The 26550-nt window shown below is 71.1% G+C and carries 23 protein-coding genes; 16 read left to right on the top strand and 7 right to left on the bottom strand.

What is annotated here, in order from left to right; genetic code table 11:
- The first annotated feature begins 2 nt into the window (after positions 1-2).
- The 3 genes from drmC to ETAA1_RS18095 all read left to right on the top strand — a co-directional run bounded on the left by drmC (position 3) and on the right by ETAA1_RS18095 (position 3009).
- Positions 3-806 (top strand): DISARM system phospholipase D-like protein DrmC, encoded by an 804-nt coding sequence (drmC, locus tag ETAA1_RS18085; protein WP_145240874.1) that lies wholly within the window; start codon positions 3-5, stop codon positions 804-806.
- 227 nt (positions 807-1033) lie between these two features.
- A complete protein-coding gene (locus ETAA1_RS18090; RefSeq protein WP_145240876.1) occupies positions 1034-2203 on the top strand; it encodes an AAA family ATPase in 1170 nt (389 codons plus the stop codon).
- A gap of 305 nt (positions 2204-2508) precedes the next feature.
- Positions 2509-3009, top strand: coding sequence for a hypothetical protein (locus ETAA1_RS18095; protein WP_145240878.1), 501 nt, complete (start codon positions 2509-2511; stop codon positions 3007-3009).
- A 175-nt stretch (positions 3010-3184) separates the two neighbouring features.
- Here ETAA1_RS18095 and ETAA1_RS18100 read toward each other — a convergent pair whose 3' ends face one another.
- Positions 3185-3451, bottom strand: a complete 267-nt coding sequence (locus tag ETAA1_RS18100) for a hypothetical protein (RefSeq protein ID WP_145240880.1) — start codon at positions 3449-3451, stop codon at positions 3185-3187.
- 66 nt (positions 3452-3517) lie between these two features.
- Here ETAA1_RS18100 and ETAA1_RS18105 point away from each other — a divergent pair, with 66 nt between their 5' ends.
- The 8 genes from ETAA1_RS18105 (at position 3518) to ETAA1_RS18140 (ending at position 9723) form a co-directional block, all read left to right on the top strand.
- The gene (locus tag ETAA1_RS18105) at positions 3518-4909 is read left to right on the top strand and encodes a hypothetical protein (RefSeq protein ID WP_145240883.1); all 1392 of its coding nucleotides are present in this window, start codon (positions 3518-3520) and stop codon (positions 4907-4909) included.
- 99 nt (positions 4910-5008) lie between these two features.
- A complete protein-coding gene (locus ETAA1_RS18110; protein ID WP_145240885.1) occupies positions 5009-5872 on the top strand; it encodes a DUF6744 family protein in 864 nt (287 codons plus the stop codon).
- A 21-nt stretch (positions 5873-5893) separates the two neighbouring features.
- Positions 5894-6193 (top strand): hypothetical protein, encoded by a 300-nt coding sequence (locus ETAA1_RS18115; protein WP_145240887.1) that lies wholly within the window; start codon positions 5894-5896, stop codon positions 6191-6193.
- A 30-nt stretch (positions 6194-6223) separates the two neighbouring features.
- Positions 6224-7612, top strand: coding sequence for a hypothetical protein (locus ETAA1_RS18120; RefSeq protein ID WP_145240889.1), 1389 nt, complete (start codon positions 6224-6226; stop codon positions 7610-7612).
- On the top strand, positions 7609-8166 hold the full coding sequence (locus ETAA1_RS18125) for a hypothetical protein (RefSeq protein WP_145240891.1): 558 nt from the start codon (positions 7609-7611) through the stop codon (positions 8164-8166). The genes ETAA1_RS18120 and ETAA1_RS18125 overlap by 4 nt, the downstream gene beginning before the upstream one ends.
- Before the next feature lie 157 nt (positions 8167-8323).
- Complete coding sequence (locus ETAA1_RS18130; RefSeq protein ID WP_145240893.1) at positions 8324-8893, top strand: hypothetical protein; 570 nt, start codon at positions 8324-8326, stop codon at positions 8891-8893.
- Positions 8894-9148: 255 nt separating this feature from the next.
- The gene (locus ETAA1_RS18135; protein ID WP_145240895.1) at positions 9149-9487 is read left to right on the top strand and encodes a hypothetical protein; all 339 of its coding nucleotides are present in this window, start codon (positions 9149-9151) and stop codon (positions 9485-9487) included.
- A 41-nt stretch (positions 9488-9528) separates the two neighbouring features.
- Positions 9529-9723, top strand: a complete 195-nt coding sequence (locus ETAA1_RS18140) for a hypothetical protein (RefSeq protein ID WP_145240897.1) — start codon at positions 9529-9531, stop codon at positions 9721-9723.
- Positions 9724-9906: 183 nt separating this feature from the next.
- On the opposite strand, the gene ETAA1_RS18145 is transcribed toward ETAA1_RS18140, so the two are convergent.
- Together ETAA1_RS18145 and ETAA1_RS18150 are read right to left on the bottom strand one after the other, a co-directional pair.
- Complete coding sequence (locus tag ETAA1_RS18145) at positions 9907-11268, bottom strand: DUF4339 domain-containing protein (RefSeq protein WP_145240899.1); 1362 nt, start codon at positions 11266-11268, stop codon at positions 9907-9909.
- Positions 11268-12149, bottom strand: coding sequence for a hypothetical protein (locus ETAA1_RS18150; RefSeq protein WP_145240901.1), 882 nt, complete (start codon positions 12147-12149; stop codon positions 11268-11270). Before ETAA1_RS18150 ends, ETAA1_RS18145 begins: the two co-directional genes overlap by 1 nt.
- 112 nt (positions 12150-12261) lie before the next feature.
- On the opposite strand from ETAA1_RS18150, the gene ETAA1_RS18155 reads away from it, so the two are divergent.
- Complete coding sequence (locus ETAA1_RS18155; RefSeq protein ID WP_145240903.1) at positions 12262-12516, top strand: helix-turn-helix domain-containing protein; 255 nt, start codon at positions 12262-12264, stop codon at positions 12514-12516.
- Positions 12517-12788: 272 nt separating this feature from the next.
- Here the strand turns inward: ETAA1_RS18155 and ETAA1_RS18160 are convergent, their stop codons facing one another.
- Positions 12789-16295, bottom strand: a complete 3507-nt coding sequence (locus ETAA1_RS18160) for a protein kinase domain-containing protein (RefSeq protein ID WP_145240905.1) — start codon at positions 16293-16295, stop codon at positions 12789-12791.
- 229 nt (positions 16296-16524) lie between these two features.
- On the opposite strand from ETAA1_RS18160, the gene ETAA1_RS18165 reads away from it, so the two are divergent.
- Positions 16525-16791: a helix-turn-helix domain-containing protein gene (locus ETAA1_RS18165; protein ID WP_145240907.1), complete on the top strand. Its 267-nt coding sequence runs from the start codon at positions 16525-16527 to the stop codon at positions 16789-16791.
- A 115-nt stretch (positions 16792-16906) separates the two neighbouring features.
- Here the strand turns inward: ETAA1_RS18165 and ETAA1_RS18170 are convergent, their stop codons facing one another.
- A complete protein-coding gene (locus ETAA1_RS18170; RefSeq protein ID WP_145240909.1) occupies positions 16907-17440 on the bottom strand; it encodes a hypothetical protein in 534 nt (177 codons plus the stop codon).
- Positions 17441-17609: 169 nt separating this feature from the next.
- Positions 17610-18926, bottom strand: coding sequence for a GIY-YIG nuclease family protein (locus tag ETAA1_RS18175; protein WP_145240911.1), 1317 nt, complete (start codon positions 18924-18926; stop codon positions 17610-17612).
- Between the two features lie 738 nt (positions 18927-19664).
- Here ETAA1_RS18175 and tnpA point away from each other — a divergent pair.
- From tnpA to tnpC, 3 genes are read left to right on the top strand one after another with little or no spacing between them, the layout of a single operon-like run.
- Positions 19665-19985 (top strand): IS66 family insertion sequence element accessory protein TnpA, encoded by a 321-nt coding sequence (tnpA, locus tag ETAA1_RS32090; protein WP_202920211.1) that lies wholly within the window; start codon positions 19665-19667, stop codon positions 19983-19985.
- A complete protein-coding gene (tnpB, locus tag ETAA1_RS32095; RefSeq protein ID WP_202920212.1) occupies positions 19979-20326 on the top strand; it encodes an IS66 family insertion sequence element accessory protein TnpB in 348 nt (115 codons plus the stop codon). The genes tnpA and tnpB overlap by 7 nt, the downstream gene beginning before the upstream one ends.
- Before the next feature lie 38 nt (positions 20327-20364).
- Positions 20365-21936 carry an IS66 family transposase gene (tnpC, locus tag ETAA1_RS18185; RefSeq protein ID WP_202920213.1) on the top strand — a complete coding sequence of 524 codons (1572 nt, stop codon included), beginning with the start codon at positions 20365-20367 and terminating at the stop codon, positions 21934-21936.
- A gap of 143 nt (positions 21937-22079) precedes the next feature.
- Here tnpC and ETAA1_RS18190 read toward each other — a convergent pair whose 3' ends face one another.
- Positions 22080-26537: a protein kinase domain-containing protein gene (locus ETAA1_RS18190; RefSeq protein ID WP_145240928.1), complete on the bottom strand. Its 4458-nt coding sequence runs from the start codon at positions 26535-26537 to the stop codon at positions 22080-22082.
- Positions 26538-26550: the final 13 nt, after the last annotated feature.

The following is a 26550-nucleotide window of genomic DNA, read 5'->3' on the forward strand; positions in this document are numbered from 1 at the left end:
CCATGACCCACGAACACCACCGGATCGGGGCGGGGGCGGCCCGGCTGGCGGCACGCCTGCCACACTCTCTGGCGGTGGGCGTGGCCGACTCCGTGACCCGGTACGGCAGCCTCGACCGGGCGGCGGCACGGCAGGCGATCCTGCACCACCTGCCGACCCCGGACTTCCGGGAGGCGACGGCCGAGTTCATCGACCTCTGGCACGCCACGGCTGGCGGCGTCGGGGCTGAGGCGGTCGCCGTCGCCCTGGTGACGGCGGCGAAGTGCGAACACGACCACCGGCACGACGAGACGGTCGAGGTCGTGTGGACCGGCCCGGAAACCGCCGACACCCGGTTCCGGCAGACCGAGCAGGCCGTTCTCGAAGTGATCGACTCGGCGGCGGGGCGGCTGACAGTGGTGAGCTACGCCGTCTACCGCATCCCCCGCATCCGGGACGCCCTGGTCGCCGCCGCCGGCCGTGGCGTCCGCATCCGGCTAGTCGTGGAAACCCCGAACCGGATCGAGGGCCAGGGCGAGTACGATTGCCTGCTGGCCCTGGGCGACAACGTGGCCTCGGCCTGCTCGGTGTACTACTGGCCCCAGGCCAACCGCTCCAGGGACGACAACGGGAAGGTCGGCATCTTGCATGTCAAGTGCGCTGTGGCCGACGGACACCGGTTGTTCCTGTCGAGCGCCAACCTCACCGAGTACGCTTTCACCATCAATATGGAGTTGGGCCTCCTGGTGACGGGCGGGAAGTTGCCGGGGCAGGTGGAGCGGCATTTCGAGCGGCTAGTCGAGGCTGGTCAACTGTCAAGGGTTTGAAGTTGGCGGCTGGTACCTCCCGACCGTCCGCAGTCGTCGCAGGACGAGGACGACGTGGAGTAGGACGAGGCCGATGGCAGCCCGCTGTGGCATGCGAGGCATCCGCCGGCGACCCGGTGCAAGTCGATCCCGAGCTAAAGAAACAACAAATACGAGTCAGAATAAGTAGGGGAGCCGATTACCCGTCGGCCCCTTCCACCCCCACGGCCCCGCCCCGCACTTTTATCGTGTGGACGAGGCTTTTCTCGTTCCTGGAGGACGTCGAGATGAAGCTGGTCCGGTCCGACTACGACCCCGTCCGCGAGAAGTTCGCTCAGGCCCGCAAGGAGCTGTCGGCCGCACTCATCGAGCGGGAAGACGAGGTGGACCTCGTCCTCGCCGCCCTGGTCGCCAACGAGCACGTGCTGCTCGTCGGCCCGCCCGGGTGCGGCAAGTCGCTGCTGCTCGACAGCGTCCTGTCGTGGACCGGCGGGACGAAGTTCTCGATCCTGCTCACCAAGTTCACGACCGTCGAGGAGGTGATGGGGCCGGTGAGCCTCGCGGCCCTCAAGGTGGACAAGTACCTGCGGGTGACGACCGGCAAGCTGCCGGAGGCCGACTTCGCGTTCGTCGACGAGGTGATGAAGGCGTCGAGCGCGATCCTGAACACCCTGCTGAAGATCCTCAACGAGCGGGTCTACGACGCCGGGGACGGGGTCGCCCGCCGGGTGCCGCTGAGACTCTGCGTGGCGGCGTCGAACGAATGGCCGTCGCCGGACACGGGCAAGGAGTTGTCGGCGCTGTTCGATCGCTTCGTGCTGCGGAAGGCCGTCTCCCCCATCCGGTCGCAGGCGGGGCGGCAGAAGCTCCTCTGGACCCGCGACCACGCCCCGCGGCTGTCCACGACGGTGACCCCGGCCGAGGTCGAGCAGGCCCGGCGGCAGGCCCTGGCGCTGCCGTGGTCGGACGAGGCGAAGGACGCCCTGGAGGTGATCCTGAAGGAGCTGGCCCGGGAGGGCATCCAGCCGGGCGACCGGCGGCAGTTCAAGACGGTCGGGGCGGTGCGGGCGTTCGCCTACCTGAGCGGCGCCGATGAGGTGCTCCCCGAGCACCTGGAGGTCGCCCAGCACTGCCTGTGGGACGCGCCCGAGGAGCAGCCCCGGAAGGCCGCCCAAGTGATCGCACGGGTCGCCAACCCCGCCGGCATGCGGGTCACGCAGTTGCTCCTGGAGGTCGAGCAGGTGCTGGCCGCGGCCGACGTGCGGAACCTCGCCGACGCCGCCAAGGCCGCCGCCAAGCTGGCCGAGATCGACCGGCAGTTCTCGACGCTCAAGGGCAACGGTCGGGTCGAGAAGGCTCGTGCATACCTGAAGGACCAGCTCCGGCAGCTCAAGCTCGCCTCGATCGAGGCCGTCTGACCACCTGCTCACCCGCGGCGTCATGGCCGCCTGATGGGGTCGAGGAGAACTCGCTCAAGCCGGCAGCGTGGCGGTCAGGCAAGCAGAATTGCGGAGGGTCCGCTTGCGGAAACCGTCATTCTGCTTGCCTGAGCCGGATGCGGGTTCAGGCCCCGGCAGACAGGCGGGATGATGCGGTCGGGCGGGAGAGGAGCGGGGTGACCCGGCACTACAGAAAGCGATCGCGGGGTGCCGGCATCCGCCGTGGCCGGTGCTCGAAACGATGCCTATACCAAGAGGTTCCCACCTCGCCCGGAGCCAGTTCCTTGCTGCAAGTCGAACCCAAGCCGCGGGTGCGTGACGACGAGAAGCCCAGGGCCGTGCCGGAGACGATGCACGACCGGGAGGAATGCGGGCAGGAGGTCGCCAGCGACCTGACCCTGGGCGGGATGACGGTCTTCCTGTCCGTCGCCGGGAAGGGGATCAACCTGCTCGCCGCCGGCATGACGCTCAAGGCCACCATGCCGGTGCGGATCGTGGCCGATACCGAAGGGAAGAAGCTGAAGCTCAAGCCCGACGACGCGAAACTGCTGTCGGAGGCCGGCGGGGTGATCGCGTTCCTGCTGGGCGAGCCCGACGACCGGGAGCGGTTCTACCTGCCGATCGACAGGTTCCTCGCCAAGGCGACGCTGCGGGACGGCCGCCACACGCTGGAGTTCGAGCCGAACGTGAAGTGGCTCATGGCCTACGAGGGGCACGCCGGGGTCAAGAAGGCGTTCGCGCCGCTCATCAAGAAGGCCGTACCAAAAGTCGAGGCCGGCGGCTGATGCCACCGGCCTTCGTTGAACTGGGTAGGAACGTGCGGGGGAAGATGTCTGGGGGCTGGGAGAACCCGGCCCGGTTGGTGGTGTGATGGGACAGAATTGTGCAGTAGTTGTGCCGATGATTCCGGTCGGGCGTCGGGAATAGCCCGGAGCGTCCGGGCGGGTTCCGGGCCGCACCTCAAGCGCCAGTCCCGTCCTTGAGCGTGCGGTAACCGCGACTCGTCAACTCGCCGAACGCGTGTTCATCCACCTCGAACATCTCGGCCTCCTCGTGCAGTCCGTCTCGCCGCAGCGCGCCGACGGCGATCATCACGTCGATCCGGTTCAGCAGTTCCCTGGCACGGTCTGCCTTCTCGTGGTACTCCTCGGCTCGTTCGCCCGCTAGCAACTCGCTGTCTTCTTCGATTCCCGATTCGTCGCGGACGTCGAAGCTCTCCGAGATCATCTCGAACCTCGCGGACACCTGCCCGCCGCGGGCTGGCGACTCACCACTACACCCACTGGGGGAGGAATGGACCCGAACGACCTGCTCAAGATGCTCGACCTGGATGGCAAGCCGCCCGACACGGCGGACACCGGCGTGATCGTTACGGACGCCGCGCGTTCCGACACGCCGGGCAACGCCAGCCCGACGGCCCTCGCCGTGGACGCCTGGGGCCTGCGGCGGGGGCGGGATCTCGTCGCCGAGAGCGACCGGCTGAAGGGGGCGGTCACCGACGAGTTCGCCGCCGCCGACTTCTTCGCGGCCGGGTTCGACCCGGACCCCCGGCTGGTCGAGGCGTGCGCAGACCCGCGGCGGCACCAGTTCGTCGCCCAGTTGCTCGACTCGCCCGAGTACCGCGCCCTGCACGCCGCTACCCACCTGGACGACACCGCCGCGGCGATCGCGGCGACCCACTTCGCCGAGCAGTTCGCCAACCTGAAGAAGGAGGACGGGACGGGCCACACTGATGGTGTGACGGCCGGTGGCACGCCCGGCGACGAGATGGCGACCCTGCGGGCCGTCGGCCGGGCGGTCGCCGCGGCCGGCACGGAGGTGAGCGAGTTGCACGAGGCGGCGGGGGCACTCGGGCTGGGGCCGGGCTCGCCCGGCAGCAACGACCCGCGGGCCGTCGCCGACCTGTTCCGGCGCGTGCGCGGCGACCCGACGCTGCGGCGGATCTGCGAGCTGGCCGGGCGGTTCCGGCGGGTCGCGCAGTCGAAGCAGCGGGTGAAGCAGACGCACGGGCTCGACGACGTCGTCGGCGTCGAGCCGGGGGGCGAGGTCGGCCGCCTGCTGCCGGTCGAATTGTCGCGGCTCATGGTCCCCGAGCTGGAACTCGACACCCTCCGCCGGATCGTCGAACGCCAGGCGGCGTGCCGCGAGCACCACGCCGTCGAGCCGGTCGGGAAGGGGCCGGTCATTATTGCCATCGACGAGAGTGGGAGCATGGAGGGGGAGAAGGCCCACACCGCGAAGGCCCTGGCCCTGGCCCTCGCGTGGGTCGCCCGGCACCAGCGGCGGTGGTGCGCCCTGGTGGCGTACAGCGGCGATTCAGGCGAACGGCTGCTGGCCCTGCCGCCCGGCCGGTGGGACGAGAGCAGCCTCATGGACTGGCTCGCGGCGTTCATCGGCCGCGGGTCCGACATCGACGTGCCGGTCCGCGAAATGCCCCGGATGTACGCCGACCTGAAGGCCCCGCCGGGGGTGACCGACCTGGTGTTCGTGACCGACGCGAAGTGCCGCCTCCCGGTAGAAGTTAAAAACCACTTTTTGAAATGGAAGGCCGGCGCGAAGGCCCGGCTCGTGACGCTCGTCGTCGGCAACGACCCCGGCGACCTCGCCCACGTCAGCGACGAGGCCCACGCCGTCCGCTCGCTCACACCCGACGCCGACGCCGTCGGCCGGGTGCTTTCCCTGTAGCCGCCCCCGCGTTCGTGGCCCGGCCGCGGCCCGCCCCACCGGCGGGTCACGACCGGGCCGCGTCGTTTCCCCGTCCCCCGCTCCGAAGGAGGTGATTCCGTGTCCGCCACCGCCGCCCTCCCGTTCCCCGTCGCCGCCGGCACCCGGCTGCTCGGGGAGGTGATCTCGTGGACCTGCTCCGGGGTGGCCGTCACCCACCCGGCCCTGCTGACCGCGCTCCGCGACGCCGGCCTCGACGAGAACGTCGCCCGCGAGCTGGCCGCCAAGCACGCCTTCACCCGGGCGTGCAAGAAGCTGTGCGACCGACGCATCATCCGCCAGGTGGCCGAGGACGAGGCGGCCGTGAAGTTCCAGTTCACGGCCGAGAGCCGGGACGGGGACCGGTTCGAGTATGCCCTGGAGACGATGCTCACCCTCGACAAGAAGACCGGCACGGTGACGTGCGACCTGCCCGGCCTCGCCACCCTCGCCCAGGAGGAACTCGACCGGGCGACCGACGCCCGGACGGGAAGCGACGTGACGCGGGTGATCCAGAAGCTGTTCGACCGGCACGCCGACCTGTTCCCGATCCGGCCGCAGGGCGGCTGCTACTTCACGCCGATCCGGCACACGGCCTTCGTGGACAAGGTGCAGGCCATGCTCGGCCGGCTGAACGGCCAGATCCTCCGCTTCCCGGTCCCCGCCGGGACGGCCGAGGGGGACCGGTCGGTCAAGGACGCGGTGGCCGCCGGCCTCGCCGCCCTGATCGACGACCACCGCCGCGCGGTCGCCCAGTTCGGGGAGGACACCCGCGAGGACACGCTGAAGCGGGCGGCCGACAAGATCCGCTCGACCCAGTTCAAGATCTCCGCCTACGCCGAGTACCTGCTCGACGAGAAGGGGCGGCTCGACCGGGAGCTTGCCGCCGCCCGGGACGAGCTGCGGCGGAAGGTCGACCAGCTCGCCGCCCCGGCCGTCGCCTGACCCCAGCAACGGGAGGACGCCGTGACCACGCTCGTGTCGTCGAAGCCGGGCGACCTCGCCCGGCACCTGCTGTTCGTCACCACGCCGGCCCTATGGCCGGCGTGGCCGTTCTTGCCTGTCGTCCGCCGCACGCGTGGGGCCGAGGAGCTGGGGGTGATGTTCGACGCCCGGACCGTGTGCGGGCGGACTGGGTTTAGCTCGACCGTGTTCAAGACGAACCTGTTCGCCCTCCCGCCGACCGTCGACGCCCTCCTCGCTCTCCCGCGGGAGTCGTTCGACTCCGGGGAGGAGCTGCTGGCGAGCGGCTGGGCGGTGGATTGACCCGACCCCCCCGAACCGGAGGTGACATCCGTGATCGTGATCCCCCGCGGGGTGTGCCGGGCGTTCCCGGCCCTGGCCCGCAAGTGCCTCTCCGGCCGGCCCCGCGGCCCGGCCCCGATGGTTGTGTGCGAAGTGACGGCCGGCACCCTGGCGGTGTGGGCGCGGACCGCCGACGCGGTCCTCGCCTACTCGGCCCCGTGCGGCGGCGCCACCGGTGAAGAGCGGGTGGTGGTCCCGATGACAGTGCTCGCCGCCGTCGGGGGGCCGGGGACCGAGCCCGTCGAGCTGGCCGTCGGGCCGGGGTTGGTGGGCGAAGCCCGCTTCTCCGACCGCGGCGTCCCGACGGCCCACCCGTTCGAGGCGATCCTGCCCGGCCGGCAACACCAGTTGCCCGAGCCGCCGGACGCGTGGCACCCGGTCGGGCCGGACTTCCCCGCCGCCCTGCACGAGTGCGGGCGGACGGCGGCCAAGGACGCAACCCGGTTCGCGTTGACCCGCCTGCAACTCCGCGGCAAGGCCGGGCAGGTCGTCGCCACCGACGGCCGCACGGCCCTCGTCTGGGGCGGGTTCTCGTTCCCCTTCGCCGCCGACCTGCTGGTCCCGGCCGTCCCGGTTTTCGGCGCCCGGGAACTCGCCAGCGGCGTCGAGGTGCGGGTCGGCCGGACCGCGACGCACCTGGTCGTCGAGTCCGGCCCGTGGCGGGTGTTCCTGGCGGTCGACACCGCGGGCCGCTACCCGGACGTCGCCGGGATCGTGCCGCGGGACGCGCCCACCGTGGCGGGGATCGACGAGGCGGACGCGGCGGCGCTGGCCGACCGGCTGCCCGACCTGCCCGGGGCCGACGCCGAGTGCCGGCCGGTCACCCTCGCCCTCGACCGCGGGGTCGTGGTCCTCGCCCGCGACGACAAGACCGGGGCGGTCGAGCGGGTCCGACTGGAGGGCTCGCCGTCGGCCGGCCCCCGCGCCCGGGTCGTGATCGACCGCCGCGTGCTGGCCCGCGCCCTGGCCCTCGGGTGCCACACCGTCCGCGTCGCCGGCGACAAGCCGGTCGTGTTCGAGGGGGGCGGCAGGACGTTCATCACGGTCGCCCTCGACCCGTCCCTCGCGGTCGCGGCCGACACCGCGGCCGACCTCGCCACCGTCACCGACGTCACCAACACCACCATCACCGACAGGAGAATCGCCTTGAGGCACGAGACGAACGGTCACGCCCCGAACGGCCGGCACGACCCGCCGGCCGCGGACGCGCCGGACCCGCTGGCCGCGGCCGAGGAGCTGCGGCTCGCGCTGGGCGACGCCCTGGCGAAGGCGGGGCGGCTGGTCGCGGCGCTAAAGTGTCGCAAGAAGGAGCAGCGGGCGTTGACCCAGGTGTGGTCGAGCCTGAAGGCCCTCAACCTCGCGCCCGGGGGCCAACCGTGACCGGCGTCGTCCGCACTCAGCTGACCGGCCTGGCCGCGACCATCGCCGGGTTGAAGGAGCGGGTCCGCGTCGCCGTCGCCGGGGAGCTCGGCCGGGCGGTGAGCGGGGCCGTCCAGCAGGTCGTCCAGGCCGTCGTGTCCGGCCGGGCCGACCCGCCGCCGTCCCGCCACGCCCCCCAGCGGGGGTGGGACGATGCCGAGGAAGATGACGCCCGCTGGGGCCGCCCCCGCGACGCCTGGGACGAGGACCGGGACGAGGACGACGGGTACGACCGGGAGCGCCAACGAGCTACACCCGTGCGGCCCGACGAATCGCCGGACGCCATCCCGGCCGTGACGACCGCCGTCGCCGCCGGGCTGTACGCCGCCAAGTGGTGGGTCGGTCGCAAGGGCACCCTCCTCGCCGCCGCCGGGCTCGGCCTGGGCGTCGGGCTGCTCGGCGTCCTCGGCGGCCCGGTCGCCCGCACCGCCGTCGCCGTCCTGGCCGCCGCCGCCGACCTCCTGGCCGCCGCCGACGCCCTCGGCGACGGCGCCGCCCGCCTCGAACACCTCTGACCGTTCCGCCCCCGCTTAGTTCCGCCCGCTCGCCCGTACCAGCCCCGGGGCCTCGGCCCGCGGGTCGTAGCCGGGGTGCGCCCGCGGCCGACGGGGGCGCCGACCGGTCGCCCGATCCCGATCCCGAATCTACTCACACTCCCGACGGAGACCGACTATGACCGCGACCACGAACGGCCGACCCCGCAAGCAATTGTCCGAGCAGCTCGACAGGATGGACTCGATCGTCGACGCCCTGGCCGAGGCCCTGCCCGAGGCGGTGACCGACGCCGTCCGGGAGGGTGCCCGGCAGGCCGTCCGCGAGGTGCTCGCCGAGGTGCTCACCAACCCCGACCTCCGCGCCCTGATCTCCGGCGTGACCGCCGCCCGGGTCGCGCCGCCCCCGCCGACGGCCCCGGACGAGTACGCCCCCGCGGCGCCCGGCATCTGGACCCGCACGAAGGCCAAGCTCGCGGCCGTCCGGGCCGCCGCGGCCGAGCGGTTCCACGTCGCGGCGGCGAAGGTCGCCGTCGCTACCCGCACGGTGGCGGCGCTGATGCCGGTGCGGAAGATCCTGGCGGTCGGGGCCGGCGTCGGAGTGGCCGTCGGCGTCGCCTCGTACCTGTGCCCGCACGGCCTGTCGGCCGTGGTCGGCGGTGTCGGCGGGATGTGCACCGCGGTCGGCGTCCAGGTCGGCACCTGGTTCCGCCGCTCGGCCCGGTCGCTCGGGTTCGGCGGCACGGGCTGACCGCCGGCGCGGAGAGCGGAACACTGCATCGACGGAGAGGGGTTGGCCGGTCGAGCGTTCCCCCGGGGAACGCGTCAGCCCGTGCGACACCGATCACGCGACGCCGCCTGACCGCCTCCCCGCCCCGCCCCGCCCCCAGCTTCCCACGACCCCCTCGGAGCCGTCCCATGCCCGTCCTGTTCGCGTTGCTGTTCATCCTCCTGGCCGCCGGCTACCTGGCCGGCTGACCCCGCCCCAAACCTGAAGGCACCCGCCATGGCGTACCTGCTCGCCCTGCTGATCTTCGTCGCGCTGTCGTCGGCGTGCTGGTTCGTGTCCGTCGCCTGCGCCCAGGGCACAGGCGCCGGCCCCGACCCGGCCGCCGCCCCGCACTACCGCACGACCGCCGCCGCCGCGATCGGCGCCGCGGTCCTGACCTCGTTCATCCCGTTCCCGGCCGGCTACCTACTCGGGCTGGTGGGGTGGGCGGTCGCCGCGTTCACCGGCCTCGGGCTGACCGCCGGCCGGGCGGCCGTCCTGTTCGGCTACTTGGCGGCGAGTTCCTACGCCGCCCGGCTGGTCGTGGGCGGGGTGATGGAGATGATGGGGAGTTGACGGGCGCAGGCTCCCCCACCCGGTCCCCGCGGGAGTACCCCATGCCGCCGACCGTCGTTGTCGACGAGTTGCACCTGACCGTCCGCATGCCGGCGGACCTGCCGGCGGGCGAGGCCGAGGCGGTCCGCCGGACCCTCGCCGAGCTTGCGTTCCTGGACCACGTGCGGGCCGCCGTCCTCGCCGTCGTCCGGGAGTACCCGACCCTCGCCCCGGTCGCTGTGACCGCGTCCCGCTGAACGGCGACGCCCCGCCCCCGTCGGCCCACACGGGGCGATGCGGGGGCGGGGCGGTGAGCGGCGGGTGCCCAAACCCGCCGTGTCAGTGGACCTTTTTCTTACCTATTCCCCGGTTCCGCCGGCGTCGGCCTTCGGCGGGTTGTCGCTGCACGGAGGGTCACCGCCCCGGCCCTGCGGGCGAGGCTACCTCGGCGGCTCGGTCTCGTCCGCGGCGGTCAGGGTCGCGGCCGGCCGGTAGTCGTCACCCAGCACCTCGACCCGGGCGGGAGCGGCGAGGGCTGCGGTCGCGGCACGGGCCAACCCGGCCCACCGCCGGCGGACGCCCGGGACGAGTTCCGCCGGCCGCAGGTTGAGCGGGGTGATGACCCACCCGCCGGGCTCGCGGGCGAGCAGGATGACCCAGCCGACCCGGGTGTCGAGCCCCCCGCGGGCGAGCAGGTCCGCCAGCCGGTCCCCCTCGGCCTTGGCCCCGCCGAGCGAGAAGACTGCGGCGGCCGACCCGCCGACCGGGCTCCGGCCGGCCCCCTCGACCCGGACGGCCGCCCGCTCCCTGCCCCCGGTCTCGCCGAGCCGCATCTCCACCCGCCCCCCGGGGAACGCCGAGGCGGCCACCCGGACGCCGACCCACCGCTCCATGGCGGCCGGGGTCGTCGGGTCGTCGAACACCGCCGGCCGGAGGTCCAGCTCCACGACCCAGGTGTCGCCCCGGCGGCCCAGCTGCACCCGAGCGGGCCACTTGCCCTCCCCGTACCCGGCCTCGCCCAGTGCCCGGACCAGCCGCTCCGCGTCCGCCCCGAGCCCCGCCGAATACAAGATCTCCCGACCGGGGCCGACCGTGAGCCGTTCGACAGCGGGGGCCGGCGGCACCAGGGCCTCGCCCGCCGGGGCCGGGAGCGGCCCGCCCTTATCTCCCGCCCCGCCGCCCCGGACTGCGAGGGCGAGCCCCAGCCCCCCGACCGCGACCGCAGCAGCTGCGAAGGCCACCCGTCGGCCGTTCCCCGGCGGAGGCGGTGGTACGGTCGGGGCGGCCCCGCCCGGGTTCGGCGGGGCTGTTGCGGTGGGCTCGAACAGACTGGCGACGGCCCCGGCCGACACCCACCGCCCGCCGCACGGGTCGAGGACCATGTCGGCCGGGGTCAGTGCCCCGGTCGCGGCCATCGCCCGCAGCCGGTCGACGGCGAACGGCCCGACCTTCCCGCCGTCCCGGGCGACGTACCAGTCGCCGGCCGGGGCGGGGGCGACGGGCCGCGCCGTCGACGGCGTCCGGCGGGTCAACTCGACCGCCGCGTACCCGGCGCAAACCACGCCGATGGTCCCGACCGCGACCCCCCTTCCGACGCCGGCTTCCTCCCCGGTAGCCGCCCCGCCTGCCGCGGCCACGGCCGTGCTGACGACCAGGATGGTCAGGTAGACGGGGAGCGACCCCCGGTCGCGGAGCCGCCGGCCGCACCCCGCGCACCGGTAGCCGCGGAACGGGGAGATGTCGTTGCGGGCCAGCCGGTCCAGCCGGTCCGACCCGCACCCCGGGCAAGAGAGTCCGCCCATCACCCGGCCCCCCCGGACCCGGCCCGGCGGGCGGCCGGCCGAGGCCGGAAGGCGTTCCACGCACCCGCGAGCACGAAGAACGCGACCATCGCGGTCCCTTTCCAGTTCCGCTCCAGGAAGGCCCAGAACCCGACGCCCTCTCGCGGCGGCAATTGGACCGCCCCGGCCGCCGAGCGTGGCGGGTTGCGGTGGTGCTCCTCGACCAGCGAGCCCGGCGCGGGCAGAGCCTGCCCCTCGACCACCGTGATGAACATGTCGTCGGCCTTCCACCCGCCGTCCTGGATCACCAGCATGTACCCCTCCATCCGCACCCGGTGGCCGGCCTCGGGAGACAGCCACGACCCCCGGAACCCGACTCGCCGGGTCCGCGGGCGGGGGCCGTCCGCCTCCTGGGTCCACTCGAACGTGTCGTTCGGGTCGAGGACCGACTGGTCGGCGAACATGGAGTCGAGCAGCGGGTGCATCCGGGGGGTGGCGTACTTCTTCGCATCGGCCGCCGTCTTGGCCCGTTCGAGACGCTTGCACACCTCCGTCGGAGTGAACGGGCGGACCCACTCGTAGAGCCCGTACACGAGCGTAGCGGTGACGACGATCAGCACGACCGTCGCCAGGGCCGGCACGACTTCCCGGCGGACACCGCCCGCCGCCGGGGCGGGCGGTGGGGTGGATACGCACGGTGCGGAAGGTGGTCGCTCCGGCCCCACCCCCGGGGTCTGCACGAGCGGCAGCCAGGTGGTCCCTCCCACCAGGCACGCCGGTGTCTGCCAGCTCGCACGGCCTACGGCCAACTCGGCGTGGATCTGGGCGACAGTGAACGGCCCGGTCGGCACCTCGCCGGTCAGCAGCCAGAACTGGTCCGGGGCGGGTGGTACGTCGGGCATGGGCGCGTCTCGCTCGGCCGGAGCGGGGTGACCGGCCGCCGACGAATGAGAGATAAAGGCGGTGTTGTTATAAGCCGTGGATCAGGAGAACGCAAATGGCCACTGTCAGGGGATGGCGGACGAAGACGTGAAGGTGCTGTTCGGCCGGCGGGTGCGCCAGCTCCGCAGGGCGAAGGGCGTGAGCCAAGAGGCGTTCGCCCACGAGATCCAGATCGACCGGAGCTACTTCGGCAGCATCGAGCGCGGAGAGCGGAACGTCAGCCTCGACAACATCTGCCTCATCGCCGCCGGGCTCGGGGTGCCGCCGTTGGAACTCCTCCGGTTCGAGGCCGTCCGGGATGTCGGGCCGTCTCGTGTGGACGACTGACGCCCGCACGAGAACCACCAGGTCGGCCGCCCTGTAGTCGACCTGCACGGTGCCGAAGTTGACGTCGAAGTACGTCATCCTACGGGCGGCTCCCGCCCGTGGTCGAGGTGGGCCGCGGAGCGGTCCTGCCCGATCGAGTCGACGACGCGGCCCGTGCCCCGGATCATCTTCCGCCGCCTTGATCCCAGCCAATGCTATCCAGCTGCGCCGCACCGCTAGCGGACCAACCCGGCGCGAGGTAAACGGGAAGGCGCGGTCTGGGACCGCCCGACTTACGGCTGGAGTCGAGGGGGCGGCGTAAGAAGATCGAGCTGCGGCTGGTGGGCGCGAGCGTAGTCAACGAAGTCCCACAGGTCGCGGAACCGCCGCTGGTGGGTGAATTCCATCGCATCGAGTACGGCCCGTTGCGCTTCGCCGACACAGAACGGGTGCTTGAGTAACTCGACGAGTTCCTGCGGCGGGAGCCAGAACACGCCGTCTGACAGGCGGCATGTCAGTATCGGTGCGGGTAGAGTTGGAGGGGCTGTAAAGGATCCAAGGGCAAGGAGAAAGGGGCGGTACGTGTAGTGCGGGGGTGTGCGAGCGGACATGAGCCTCGAAAGATCACCGGCCAGCCAACCTAGCGCAAGCGTGTTGACAGCCGAAGCGGTCACGTGCCGTTCGACCTTGTTGCGGTAGAAGTTCCGCTGAGCAAGTCGCCCGGTGCTCAACCAGTTCCCGGGCTTGATCGGGGTGCCGCTTGACACTGTAAGTCGGTCTCGCCCCTTCACGGCACTCGTTTTGTCGACGAACCCGGAGAGCGTTGCCTCCACGTCGTCACCCGTGCGATCGTCCAAGCGGCGTAATGTGGTTTCGATCACTGGCGCGTTTTGCAGTGTGGTCAGCACGCGGAGGCAGAGTTCGTTTGCCTTCGTCTTGTCCAGGTGTCGTGCCAGCGCGGCTACCCCGAGCGCGGCCTCGTATCGCTCGGCCGCGACGGGAGTGACCCGGGGTGCCACCCGGTCGGCCAGATGAGTGGCGGCCGGAAGGCAGACCTGTTCGGCCGTGGCCCGCTCCATGAGGTCGGCCACCCCGGCGAGGCACTCCGCCAGGACACGTGCCGCGTACCGGCTCTGCGCCCGGGTGATCCCCTCGGTGCAGAGGGCCGCCCCCTCGGCTGCGGGCAAGTGACCCACAAGCGCACCGAGGCCGTCTCCCAACTCCCAAAGAAACTCAGGCCGCCGTTGCATGCTCACGGCTTCGGCGACGACCGCCGCTACCGGCCGGCAGGTGTTCGCAGCCTGGTCTGGCGACTGGCGTACCGCGGCAGCCGAAACAGCAAGAGCCAACGCACCCAACGAATCCGGGTCGGAAGGGTGGGACGCCAAGTTCGCCAGGACGTGGGCCGCGTCGTCCGACGGAATGCGTGACGAAACGCCCGCCAGGCATACCACCAGCGCGATCCGAGTCTCACGGACACGGGCCTTGGAAGCGGCGCCGGAGATCAGCTCTGCCGCCTGCGTTCCCACGTCCGTCGCGTCCGCATCCGCCATCCGGCGGCAGAGGACGATGAGACCGGCTGCAAGTTCGATCTGCCGCGCGGGGTCCGCCTCGCGCTTCAGTTCATCGAGTAGTACACGGGCCGCAACAGCCGCCGTGTCCGGGGGGGTCGCGTCCCACCGCGAACATGCGAGGGCAAGGCTTCGCCTTTGTTCTGGCGGGCAGTCCGTATCCCTCATAACGGCGAATCGCCGAATTACGTCTTCTCGACAACGCGGGTCGAGGCCCACAAGTGCGTGCCACACGAACTCTGCCCGGCATTCGAGTTGCCGGCAGGCGTGCGGCGTGCGAGTAATCTCCTCAAGGAAAAACGTACACGCAGCCGAACCACGGAGGGAAGCAAGTCCGCAGAATGCCTCTTGCTCGTAAGGCGTCGGTGCGGCGTTCCGCTGCCCGGCCTGCATGGGGCCGAGTAAGGCCCGCGAGAGGGCCAGCTGGAGATCGCCGCGCGCACGCACCGCCTCCCCCTTCTCACGATCGGCACGCGCTGCCTCTCCCGCCGCCCGTTCCGCAGCCGCCTTCTCCCGCGCTACCGCGTCCTCGGCGTCTTTTGTCCGTGCCCGCGCTGTCTCGGCCTGCTGCCACGCGTATGCCCCGAGGCCGCCGACCATCAAAAGCACCACCGCCGACCCGACCAGTGCCCGCCTCAGCACTAGTACCCGCCGAGCCTGGGAAGCCGCCCGCCGCTCCAGCCCGCGGAGGCGTTCTCGCTCGGACAGTGACTCGAGTCGATCGGCGAGGACGGTCACCGTGGCCAGCCGACGGTCGGCCGGTAGCGTCGCGGTGCGGATGTCGTCGGCGAGGAGGTCCGCGTGCGGTAACCCCCTCAGGTTCTCCTCCCACCCCGTGCCCAGCGGCTGCCCGAAGTCTCCGACAAGCGTCTGGTACAGCACCACCCCCAGGGCGTACACGTCGTACCCCGTCGTCGCCGGCTTCCCCACCAGCGCTTCCGGCGGGGCGTACAGCCGGGTGCCCGTCCGGTTGCTTTCGTTGCCGGCTAGCGCCTGTGTGCCGCCGGTCGCGGTGATGTGACGCTGGTTCAGGATCGACCGGTCGGTCAACACACCGATCCCGAAGTCGGCGACGACCGGGTGCGGGCGACCGTTCACCTCCCGCACGAGCAGGTTCGCCGGCTTCAGGTCTTTGTGAATGATCCCCAGCTGGTGGGCGGCGGCCACCGTCCGCGCGACCGCGGCTACGAACCGGACGCGGTCGTCGACCGGCCACGAGTCGAATCCCCGCGCCGTCACCCAGTCACACAGGTTGCCGCCGGCGACGTACTCGCTTTCGATGAAGTACGGCGGGCGATCGAACTGCACGTCGTTGAGCCGCACGAAGTCCGGTCGCTCCCCGAACTCCGACTTGAGGAGCCGAAACAAAGTAAGCTCTCGCTTGAACGACCGGAGGCGCTCGGCGGCGAAGCAGAACTTGAACACCCGCTGGTCCTTGGTCCGCGGTTGGCAGGCCAGCCACACCTCGCCGAACCCGCCCTCCCCGAGTGGCCGTTCCAGCCGCCACCCCTCCCGACCGGGGATCACCAGGCCGACCCCCGGCCGCCACGCTCCGGTGTCGTCCGCGTCGTCCACCCGGACGCGCCGCGCCTTTTCCGAGTCCGGTGGGGGGGCGAGTTCCGGTGCGCCCTCCGGGCCGACGCCGAACACCTCCAGCGGGTCGTCGTCGTTACCCTTGAACCGGTACTGGCCGTGAGCGACAAACGTCAACGGGCGGGCGGGGTCGGTCGGGTTCACCCGGACGTACTGGCGGGCGCTGTCGAACGCGTGGCGCGTGAGGAGAGTCTGCCCCGGCCGGGCGAGGCCCATGACGCGGGCGGCCAGGTCCACGGCCTGCCCCGCCAACTTGGGCGTGCCGGACTGGGCAAGTTCGACGTGCTCACCGAGGTGGATGCCGACGCGAGTGGCCGGTAGCCGGCCTGACCGCCGCACGGCATGGCCCCACGGCTCGGCGGTAAGGGCGGCGTGGAACCGCAGGGCGAACTGGACCGCCCCCCCGGGCGCCGGGAAGGTGGCAAGGTAGCCGTCGCCCATGTCATTGTTGACCGCCGCCCCGGGGTAGTCGCCCAGCAGGGTGCGGAACAGCCGGTCGTGGGGCTTCAACACCTGGAGCGCGTAATCGCGGTCACCGAGGGTCTTCTTCCAGGCGGTCGAGTCTGCCAGGTCGGTGAATAGGAAGACCCTCAGGACAGACGCCGCGGCGCTGGGGTCCGATTCGTGATGAACCATCAAGGTGCTCTCGATACGACGCGACTGCCCCTGTCGCGCTGGACGATTCGATGTCGTGGGCGAAGGGCGGTTGAGTCACACGGAAGTAGATGGTTATCAGATTATCACGGACCCCGAAGCGAAGTCCCGACAATTCACACGAGTGGCGCAGAGTCGACGGGCGGCAGCACGTTAGCGAACCCGGTGGTGCGGGCGACCGGCGGACGGGGGCGTCACCTCGACCTGCTCGATGGCTGTGGCGCCCTCCGTATACGGCCCGCGGGCCAGCACGGCGCTGCCCGGTCACCAACTCCGCAAGGAGAAGGGCGTGAGCCAGGAGGCGTTCGCCCACCAGATCCAGATCGACCGGAGCTACTTCGGGAGCATCGAGCGGGGGGAGCGGAACGTCAGCCTCGACAACATCTGCCTCATCGCCGCCGGGCTCGGGGTGCCGCCATCAGAACTCCTCCGGTTCGACGCCGTCCGGGACGTCGAACCGGCTCGTGTGGACGAATGACGCCCGCACGAGACGGCTCAATTACGCCGCCGGAGGTCGGCCGGGCCGCCGCCGGCCGCGGCTCACGTCCGATCGCCAGCTTGTCCGTCGTCCGCGGCCGGGCCGCGTTCGGCGGTTAGAGCGCGCCGAGCAGGTGGCTCGCCGCCTCCCGGACCTGTTCGCGGAGTTCGTCCTGTTCCCGCTCGTGCTCGCGGTCGAGCACCTCCTCGATGTGCTCCAAGACCTCCTCGGACGGCGACTCGCGGCGGAGCCACGCCAGTTCGCGGCGGAACTGCTCTTCGTTCCCGGCCGGGCGCTCGGGCGAGCAGGCCCGGAACACCCACCTCCAGTGCCCCAGGGTGAGGGGCTGCCCGTTGTCCATCGGGGTTGCCGCCTCCTCCAGAATGAAGGCGCGATCCTCCTCGTCGATGTGACCGAGGCTCATGACCCAGGACGCGCGCTCCTCGGTCCCCAGGTGGGACACCCGCGACGCGATGTCCGCGATCCCCCGCGGGCCGTACGTCACCTGGTCCATTACCACCGGCCCCAGGTCGAGCCCGACGGCGAAGTAGGTGGCCATCTGCTCGGCCGGGGGTCGTCGGTCGAAGTCCTTGAAGTGGGCGGCGATCTCTCGGACCAGCTTCGCGGTCGCCCGGTTCGTCGTGTTCATCACGTACTCCTGTTTCAATTGAGGCTGTGATTTCGTCGCGCTGTCAGCACTACGACCGGACCCACGATGAGGGGCGGTCGGCACAGTTACGTCCGCGCACCTGTGCGACGGTGCGCACGCCGACGAGGGCCGCTGCGGCCCCACGCCGGGGCGGCAGCGGCCGTGTCGGTCAGCCGGGCCAGCCGGCCCCGGTCCAGCCCGCGACCGTCTTCTCGTGGATCGGGGCGTGCCCCGTCAGGGCCGCCGCGACGCGCCGCCGGAAGGCGGTCACGGACGGCATCCGGTCGAAGCGGATCAGGTGGGCCTTCGCCTTCGGGTTGTCGGCGGCCCCGAACCCCCGGGCCGGGTACGACGCCCCCGGTAACGCCGCCAGGATCGCCGCCCAGGCGAACTCCACCTTGACGCGGTCGAGTGTCCACCACACCGCGACGGGCGTGCCGAGCGGCTTGAGGTGGTCGAGGTTCCACATCCGGGGAGTGACCGTCGTGAGGTGACGATGGGTCCGCTTTCGTACCCCACCCGGCCCGAACGCACTCCCGGCATAGGCGTAGTACCCGGCCGGGAAGTCGAACGTCCCCAGCTTGCCGATCCTGACGGCCGTGGCCGCCTCGGGCAGACGGCAGAACGCCACATAAGTGCCCGGCACCGCGGGCGGTCCCGTCAGCGGGTCGTGGCCCCGCGACCGGACGACCGCGGCCAGCCGCTCGGCCGCCCGCCGCAGCACCCGCGCCGCTTCCCGGACCGCGTCCGCCTCGGCCCGCGTCGGCGGCGTCTCCCGCACCACACGCGGCAGCTCGCGGGCGTTCTTCTCGGCGATGCCGCGGACCGAGGCCACCTTCGCCCGCGTCGTTGTGGGGGCGTACGCCGCGGGCCGCCCCCGCGGCTTCCACGGCTGGTGCCCCCGCTCGTCCGCGAGCCGGCCGCCGGCCCGCTTCATCAGGGCGTCGATCCGCCGCCAGTGTGCCCGGATGGTGCGGACGTCATGGAGGACGCCGTCGGTCCGGCCGGCCGCCGGCCACGCCCGCGGACGCGTGGCGAGCAGCCCGTCGGCGACATGGTCGAGTAGCCCGGCGTTCCGGGCCAGCCGGCTCGCCACCTCGGTGTAGCCGTGGGTGTCGAAGGGCGGGTCGACGCCGGCCGGCGGCTTGCCGAGCGGGTTCCGGCCGGCGCGGGCCTGCGCCAGCGCGAACCGCTGCCGCTCCGCGTGGGTGCGGCCGATCTTCATCAGCACCCGCGCCGGGAGCCGCGGGTGGTCTGACAGGAGGAGCCGCCGGGCACCCCGGCCGCAGTTGGCGGCGATCCGGTCCACGGCACTGGTGAAATTGGCGGCGGTCACGACCGCCTTCCGGTCCACGCCGCACTCGGCGGCGACGGTCACCCAGGTGGCCGTCTGCTTGCGCCCGGCCGAGAGCCGTGCGCGGTCGGCGATGTACTGCTGGCCGGCCCGGTACAGGTCGGCGTTCGGTGGTGTCGGTTCAGGGGTCATCTTCGGTGTCTCCGGCCGACGCCCGGGGCCGCTGTGGCAGCGGTCATTACCCGTTCGCGTCGCCCTCTCGCTCGTCATGCGTCGTGCGGCCACCCATGAAGAGTGTGCCGCGACGCCTACCGCAGGCCGGTAGCGACGCCGGACGCGCCGGCGTGCGCCGCTCCCACCCGTTGTGGGGTGAGCCCGGCCTCGTCTTCTCGGTCACGTTGGTGTGTACTTCCCCGGCCCGAGGCCGGGGTGCGGTCAGCCGCGATCCCTATCCCGGGGACCGCGGTGGGGGAGTTTGACCCCGTCGCAAAAAATGGCTCCGTACTAGCCGTCGTGGATCGGGATGTCGGTCGGAGTGATGGTCGGCCCCGTACCCCGGGGCCGACCGTCACTCCGACCGTCCGGTCGATCCTGTCCCCCGCCCCGGGCTCGTCATGGCCGGGTGCGAGATCCCTCTTCTCCCGCCCGTCCGCACCGCAGAATCGCGGGCGGGCACGCCTGAACGGCGGTCGCCTCTCGTCGGGCGATCGTCCCCGGGGCGTTGAACGCCCACGCCCCGGTCAGATGATCATAACCCGACGCCTCGACGGATCAAGCCCCCATTTGCAGAAAGGAATTCGACAGACTCGCCCCGCCGCCTGACCGCGGAGGGCGATCGCCCCGCCAGGCCGATGCTCAGTACCCGTCCGGTGAAAAAGCGCCTTGCGTGGTCGGGTAGACTGCGAGTTTTCCCCGAGGGAGAACTCCGGCATGTCCGCACACCGCCCCGAGAAGGTCCGCGCCTGGCGGGCCACCATCGACGCCTGGAAGCGGTCCGGGCAGACGGTCAACGCGTTCTGTCGCGCCCGGCAACTCACTCGGTCGAACTTCGACCGCTGGCGGCGGATTCTGGCCACCCGACCGGGCGAGTCAGCGTCAACCCCGCCGCCGGCGTTCGTACCCGTCCGCGTCGTCGCCGAACCGATGGCGGAGGTGGTGCTCCGCTCCGGGGTCGTGGTGCGGGTGCCGCTGGGGGCCGCGGCCGACGCCGTCACCCGGCTGGTGACCGCGGTGGGGGCGGCGTCATGCTGAGCCTGCTCCCCGGCGGCCGCATCCTCGTCGCCGTCGAGCCGGTGGACGGCCGCAAGGGGATCGACTCCCTCGCCGGCGTGGTGCGGGCGGTCCTGAAGGGCGACCCCATGTCGGGCGACCTGTTCGTCTTCAGAACCCGCCGCGCCGACAAGCTCAAGATCCTGGCCTGGATGGGTGACGGGTTCGCCCTGTACCTGCGCCGGCTGGAACGCGGCACGTTCGCCTTCCCCGCCGCCACGGACGCCGGCGTGGCCGTCACGCCGACGCAGTTGGCCATGATCCTCGGCGGCCTCGACCCGGCCAAGACTCGCGAGCGCCGCCGGTACAAAACGCCGGCGTGATGCGCTACCGCGACCACTCCGCCGGTGTTGAATCCGACATGCCGCCGACCGACGACATCGACGATCTCCGCCGGAAGTTGGCCCACGCCGACGCCGTGATCGCCGAACTCCGCGGCGTCGTGGCCGACCTCCGCAAGCAGGTCGAGGCGCAGCAGGCCCACATCCACCGCCTGGTGAAGATCACCTTCGGCCGGGGCGGGGAGCGGGTCGAAGGGCCGACCCTGTTCGACGGGCTGGATCTGCCCGACGCCGAGCAGCCACCGCCGCCGGTCGAGTCGTCCACCCCCGAAACGGTCCCCGAAGTGCCTCCCGCGGCGAAGCGGAAGGGGCACGGCCGGCGGCGGAAGCCGGCGGATCTGCCGCGCCGCCGGGAGGACATCGACCTGACCGCCGCCGAGAAGGTCTGCGCCTGTTGCGGCACACTCAAGATCCGTATCGGGCAGGTCGTCAGTGAACGCCTCGACTACCAGCCGATGGCCCTCTTCGTCCGGGAGTTGGTCCGCCCGACTTACGCCTGTCGGTCTTGTGAATCGCAGGGCCACGACCCGCAGATCGCTCGGGCGTCGCTGCCGCCGGAGCCGATTCCCCGGAGCGGGATCGGCAGCGGTCTGCTCGCCCACGTCATCGTCTCGAAGCTCGTCGATCACCTGCCGCTCCACCGCCAGGAGGCGATCCTCGCCCGCCACGGGTGGGACGTGCGACGGTCCACCTTGTGCGACCACCTGCGGGCGTGTGGCCACCTCCTGACCCCGCTCTACGACCTGATGCGCCGCCGCCTACTCCGGTCGTTCGCGATCCACGCCGACGACACGCCCCTGGTGCTGTTGCGGCCACTGCGGACCGCCTACGCGTGGGTGTACCTGGGCGACGCCGCGAACCCATACACCCTCTTCGACCTGACCGCCGGCCGCCGCCAGGAGTTCCCGCAGGCGTTCCTCGCCGGCTACCGCGGGTTCGTCCACGCCGACGCCTACGACGGGTACAACGCCGTCCACAACGACGTGCGGCACCTCGGCTGCTGGATGCACGCGAGAAGATACTTCGTGGACGCCGAGCCGACCGACCCGAGGGCGGTTGAAGCGCTGGCGTTCATCCGCACCCTGTACGCCGTCGAGCGCGAGATCCAGGTGGAACGGGAGAAGCCGGGCGAGACGTTCACCGCCGCCGACGTGGTGCGGATCCGACGCACGCGGGCCGGGCCGATCCTCGCCCAGTTCCGTGACTGGCTCGACGAGCAACAGAGATCCGCGACGCCGAAGAGCCTGTTCGGACAGGCCGTCGGGTATGCTCGGAACCAGTGGGCGAGTTTGGTTCGTTACCTCGACGACGCGAGGTTCGCCATCGATAACGGGGCCGCCGAGCGGGCCATCCGGCCGCTGGCGATCGGCCGCGGCAACTGGCTGCACGTCGGCGGTGACAGCGGGTTGAAGACTGCCTCGGTCCTGTTGAGCGTCTGCGCCGGCGCGACCCGGCACCGACTCGACCCGTGGGCGTACCTGACGCACGTCCTGTCCGAGTTGCCCACCCGTTCCACCGGGGCCGACTTGACCGACCTGCTGCCGGACGTGTGGGCGAAGGCACACGCTCGGGTGCGACAGCGGATCGCCTGACGCGATAAGTCCCGCTCGCCTCTTTCCCGGGGGCGGGGCGACCTCCTGCTTCGCCTCGGGGTGCTTCGCCCGCAGTTCCTGGTACTACTTCACTCGTTCTGGTACTTCGTGGCAGTGGAAAGCTCGACCACCGAATCCGATGGTCACTTGTTGAGTTGCTCCCTTACGGTCGCATGTCGCTTTTTCAACTCGGCGTTGTTGGGGTCGTCGAGGAGCAACCGACCAACGTGGAACGCGACGGCGAACCATTCTTGCTCCTTCTCGGCCAGCGCGGCCTGTTCGCTATGGTAGCGTCTGCGCTCGGCTGCATCGGGGAAGGGCCAGGGCGAGCCAACAGGAGCGGGCTTCAGCAGATCGACCAACGCTACGTTCCTGAGGTCGGGCTTGGCGGAGAATCGGCCATTGGGCGAGGTCGCTGGACCGGATGCGGGCTTCGGAGGCGGATTCTCGGCAGCGACGGGTTGGCCCGTGGCAGTGTCCCAGGCGAGAACCTTGCCGGCCGCATCCCAGGCGAACAGGCGTCTCCCATCCTGGTTGAACGCCACGCAGGTCACCGCACCGGTGTGCCCCTTGAGGGCGAGCACCTCGGTGCCCGTCGCGGCGTCCCACACCTTCGCCGTGCTGTCTTGGCCGCCGCTGAGGATGCGCTGGCCGTCCGGGCTGAACGCCACGCTCGTCACCCAGTGTGTGTGCCCCTTGAGGGCGAGCACCTCGGTGCCCTTCGCAGCGTCCCACACCTTCGCCGTCTTGTCCCCGCTTCCCGTGAGGATGCGTTTGCCGTCCGGGCTGAACGCCACGCTGGTCACCGCACTGGTGTGCCCCTTGAGGGCGAGCACCTCGGTGCCCGTCGCAGCGTCCCACACCTTCGCCGTCTTGTCCCCGCTTCCCGTGACGATGCGTTTCCCATCCTGGTTGAACGCCACGCTCGTCACCCAGTGTGTGTGCCCTTTGAGGGCGAGCACCTCGGTGCCCGTCGCGGCGTCCCACACCTTCGCCGTGCTGTCTTGGCCGCCGCTGAGGATGCGCTGGCCGTCCGGGCTGAACGCCACACTCGTCACCCCGCCTGTGTGCCCCTTGAGGGCGAGCACCTCGGTGCCCTTCGCGGCGTCCCACACCTTCGCCGTTCTGTCTTGGCTGCCGGTGAGGAGGCGCAGGCCGTCCGGGCTGAACGCCAAGCTGCTCACAAGGCTGGTGTGCCCCTTGAGGGCGAGCACCTCGGTGCCCTTCACGGCGTCCCACACCTTCGCCGTGCCGTCCATGCTGCCCGTGACTATGCGCAAGCCGTCCGGGCTGAACGCCACGCTGCCCACATCACCGGTGTGCCCCTTGAGGGCGAGCACCTCGGTGCCCGTCGCGGCGTCCCACACCTTCGCCGTGCCGTCCCGGCTGCCCGTGAGGATGCGTTTGCCGTCGGGACTACAGGACACGCTGTCCACCGGTTGGGTGTGCCCCTTGAGGGTGAGGACTTCCTGGCCCTTCTCGGCATCCCACACCTTCGCCGTGTTGTCCCAGCTTCCCGTGAGGATGCGTTTGCCGTCCGGGCTGAACGCCACGCTGGTCACCGCACCGGTGTGCCCCTTGAGGGCGAGCACCTCGGTGCCCGTCGCGGCGTCCCACACCTTCGCCGTCTTGTCCCCGCTTCCCGTAAGGATGCGTTTGCCGTCCGGGCTGAACGCCACGCTGGTCACTCCACTGGTGTGCTCCTTGAGGGCGAGCACCTCGGTGCCCGTCGCGGCGTCCCACACCTTCGCCGTCTTGTCCCCGCTTCCCGTGAGGATGCGTTTGCCGTCCGGGCTGAACGCCACACTGCTCACCCAGGCTCTGTGGCCACTGAGGGCGAGCACCTCGGCGCCCTTCGCGGCGTCCCACACCTTCGCCGTGCCGTCCATGCTGCCCGTGACTATGCGCAAGCCGTCCGGGCTGAACGCCACGCTCCTTACCGCACCGGTGTGCCCCTTGAGGGCGAGCACCTCGGTGCCCTTCGCAGCGTCCCACACCTTCGCCGTCTTGTCCCCGCTTCCCGTGAGGATGCGTTTGCCGTCCGGGCTGAACGCCACGCTCCTTACCGCACCGGTGTGCCCCTTGAGGGCGAGTACCTCGGTGCCCTTCGCGGCGTCCCACACCTTCGCCGTGCTGTCTTGGCTGCCGGTGAGGAGGCGCAGGCCGTCCGGGCTGAACGCCACGCTGCTCACTCCACCGGTGTGCCCCTTGAGGGCGAGCACCTCGGTGCCCTTCACGGCGTCCCATACCTTCGCCGTGCTGTCCCAACTCCCCGTGACGATGCGTTTCCCATCCTGGTTGAACGCCACGCTCGTCACCCAGTGTGTGTGCCCTTTGAGGGCGAGCACCTCGGTGCCCTTCGCGGCGTCCCACACCTTCGCCGTGTTGTCCCAGCTTCCCGTGAGGATGCGTTTGCCGTCCGGGCTGAACGCCACGCTGGTCACCGCATCGGTGTGTCCCTTGAGGGCGAACACCTCGGTGCCCGTCGCGGCGTCCCACACCTTCGCCGTGCTGTCCCGGCTGCCCGTGAGGATGCGTTTGCCGTCCGGGCTGAACGCCACGCTGGTCACCGCACCGGTGTGCCCCTTGAGGGCGAGCACCTCGGTGCCCGTCGCGGCGTCCCACACCTTCGCCGTCTTGTCCCCGCTTCCCGTGAGGATGCGTTTGCCGTCCGGGCTGAACGCCACACTGCTCACCCAGCCTCTGTGGCCACTGAGGGCGAGCACCTCGGCGCCCTTCGCGGCGTCCCACACCTTCGCCGTGCTGTCTTGGCTGCCGCTGAGGATGCGCTGGCCGTCCGGGCTGAACGCCACGCTGGTCACTTCATGGAGGTGCCCCTTGAGGGTCTGCTTGCTGGAGTCGAATCGCCAGCGCAGATGAGCATGCTCCCAGCCGCGCAGGTCCCACCGGCATTCCTCCAGATAGCGGAAGGCATCGGGCATGTTGTTCTCGTTGTAGGCGGCCTGGGCCAGCAGGAGTTTGCTCGCGTAGACCGCCCACTCCGCCCGGCTCAACTGGTCTTCAGCCCGCCCCTTCTGCTTGAGGGCGTCCAGCGCGGAGTCGTCCGCCCTCTGCTTGGCGTCGAGAGCCTCCTTCTCCGCCTTGCGGGCTGCAACTGACTCCTGGCCAGCTCGGACTGACTCCTGGCCAGCTCGGATTGCTTCCTCGTCGGCTCGCTTCTTCTGTTCTCGGGCTACGTTTCTCTCGAGATCGGCACGCTGCATGCCGATGCCGGTGCCGATGATGCCGGCCACCAGTGTCAGCACAATGACACTCGCGGCGATCACCTGCCCTTTGTTCCGCTTGACGAACTTCTTCAGCCGGTAGCCGCGGCTCGGCGGCCGGGCCTCGACCATCTCGTCGGCGAGATACCGCTGGATGTCCCGGGCCAGGCCGTTGGCCGTGTCGTACCGCCGGGCGCGGTCCTTCTCCAGCGCCTTCATCACCACCCAGTCGAGTTCGCCCCGCAGCAACTTCGCCAACTTCCCCGGCTCGATGTCCCGGTTCGCCGCGATGTTCGGCAGGTCGTCCAACGTACTCAACTTCGTGCTCGCCCGCGGAGGCTCCACCTCGCGCACCATCCGCAACATCTCCAGGATCGCCCCCCGCTTGAACTGCCGGGCGTCGAGCGGCGGCGAACCGGTCAGCAGCTCGTACAGGATGACCCCGAGGGCGTACACGTCGGTCCGGGTGTCGATGTCCGCGGACGACGGGTCGGCCTGCTCCGGGCTCATGTACGCGGGCGTGCCCACGATCGCGCCGGTGTCCGCGCAACTCAGGTCCGTGAGCTGGCTCTCGGTCGCCTTGGCCACCCCGAAGTCGATCACCTTCGGGATTGGGCGCCCGTCCACCTCAATCACCAGCACGTTGCCGGGCTTTAGGTCCCGGTGGATGACCCCCTTCTGGTGCGCGTGCTGCACCGCGTGGCACACATGCACGCACAACTCCAGGCGCGCGGCAATGGGCAGCCGGCGCTGGTCGCAGAACTGTGTGATCGGCACGCCCTTCACCAGCTCCATGACGAAGAACGGCTGTCCGGAGGGCGTGAGGCCGCCGTCGTAGATGCGGGCGATGTTCGGGTGATCCATCAGGGCCAGCGCCTGCCGCTCGGCGTCGAACCGCGCCAGTACGCCCTTCGAGTCCATCCCCGTCTTGATGAGCTTCAATGCCACCTGGCGCTTGACCGGTTCGGTCTGGGTGGCGAGGTAGACCGAGCCCATGCCGCCCTCGCCGATGACTTCGACGAGGGTGTAACGGCCGGCGATGACCGTTCCCACCGTTGCGGCCGACGAATGTTCACGGCGGATTGTGTCGTCGAACGTGCCGGTCGCCCCATCCGGACCGAAGTCGGCGGTCGCCAGAGACGCCGGGTGCTGAGTGCCCGAGTCGTATGCGCCGGTGGCGTCGGCTGGGCCTTGGGGCGGTGGGGCGTCGAGCAAGGAGTCCGGCTCTTCGCTGGCCCGCAATAGCGCCTCGACCCGAACCCTCAGTTCCGCGTCGCCGGCGCACGCCGCTGCGAGGTACGCGGCTCGGTCGGCCGGGCCAGTTCGCGCGAGTGCCTCGGTGAACACGCCTTTCAAACGGCTGGGATCGACGGGCATGGCGGCCTCCGGG

The sequence above is a fragment of the Urbifossiella limnaea genome (genome assembly GCF_007747215.1).
Taxonomy (GTDB): Bacteria; Planctomycetota; Planctomycetia; order Gemmatales; family Gemmataceae; genus Urbifossiella; species Urbifossiella limnaea.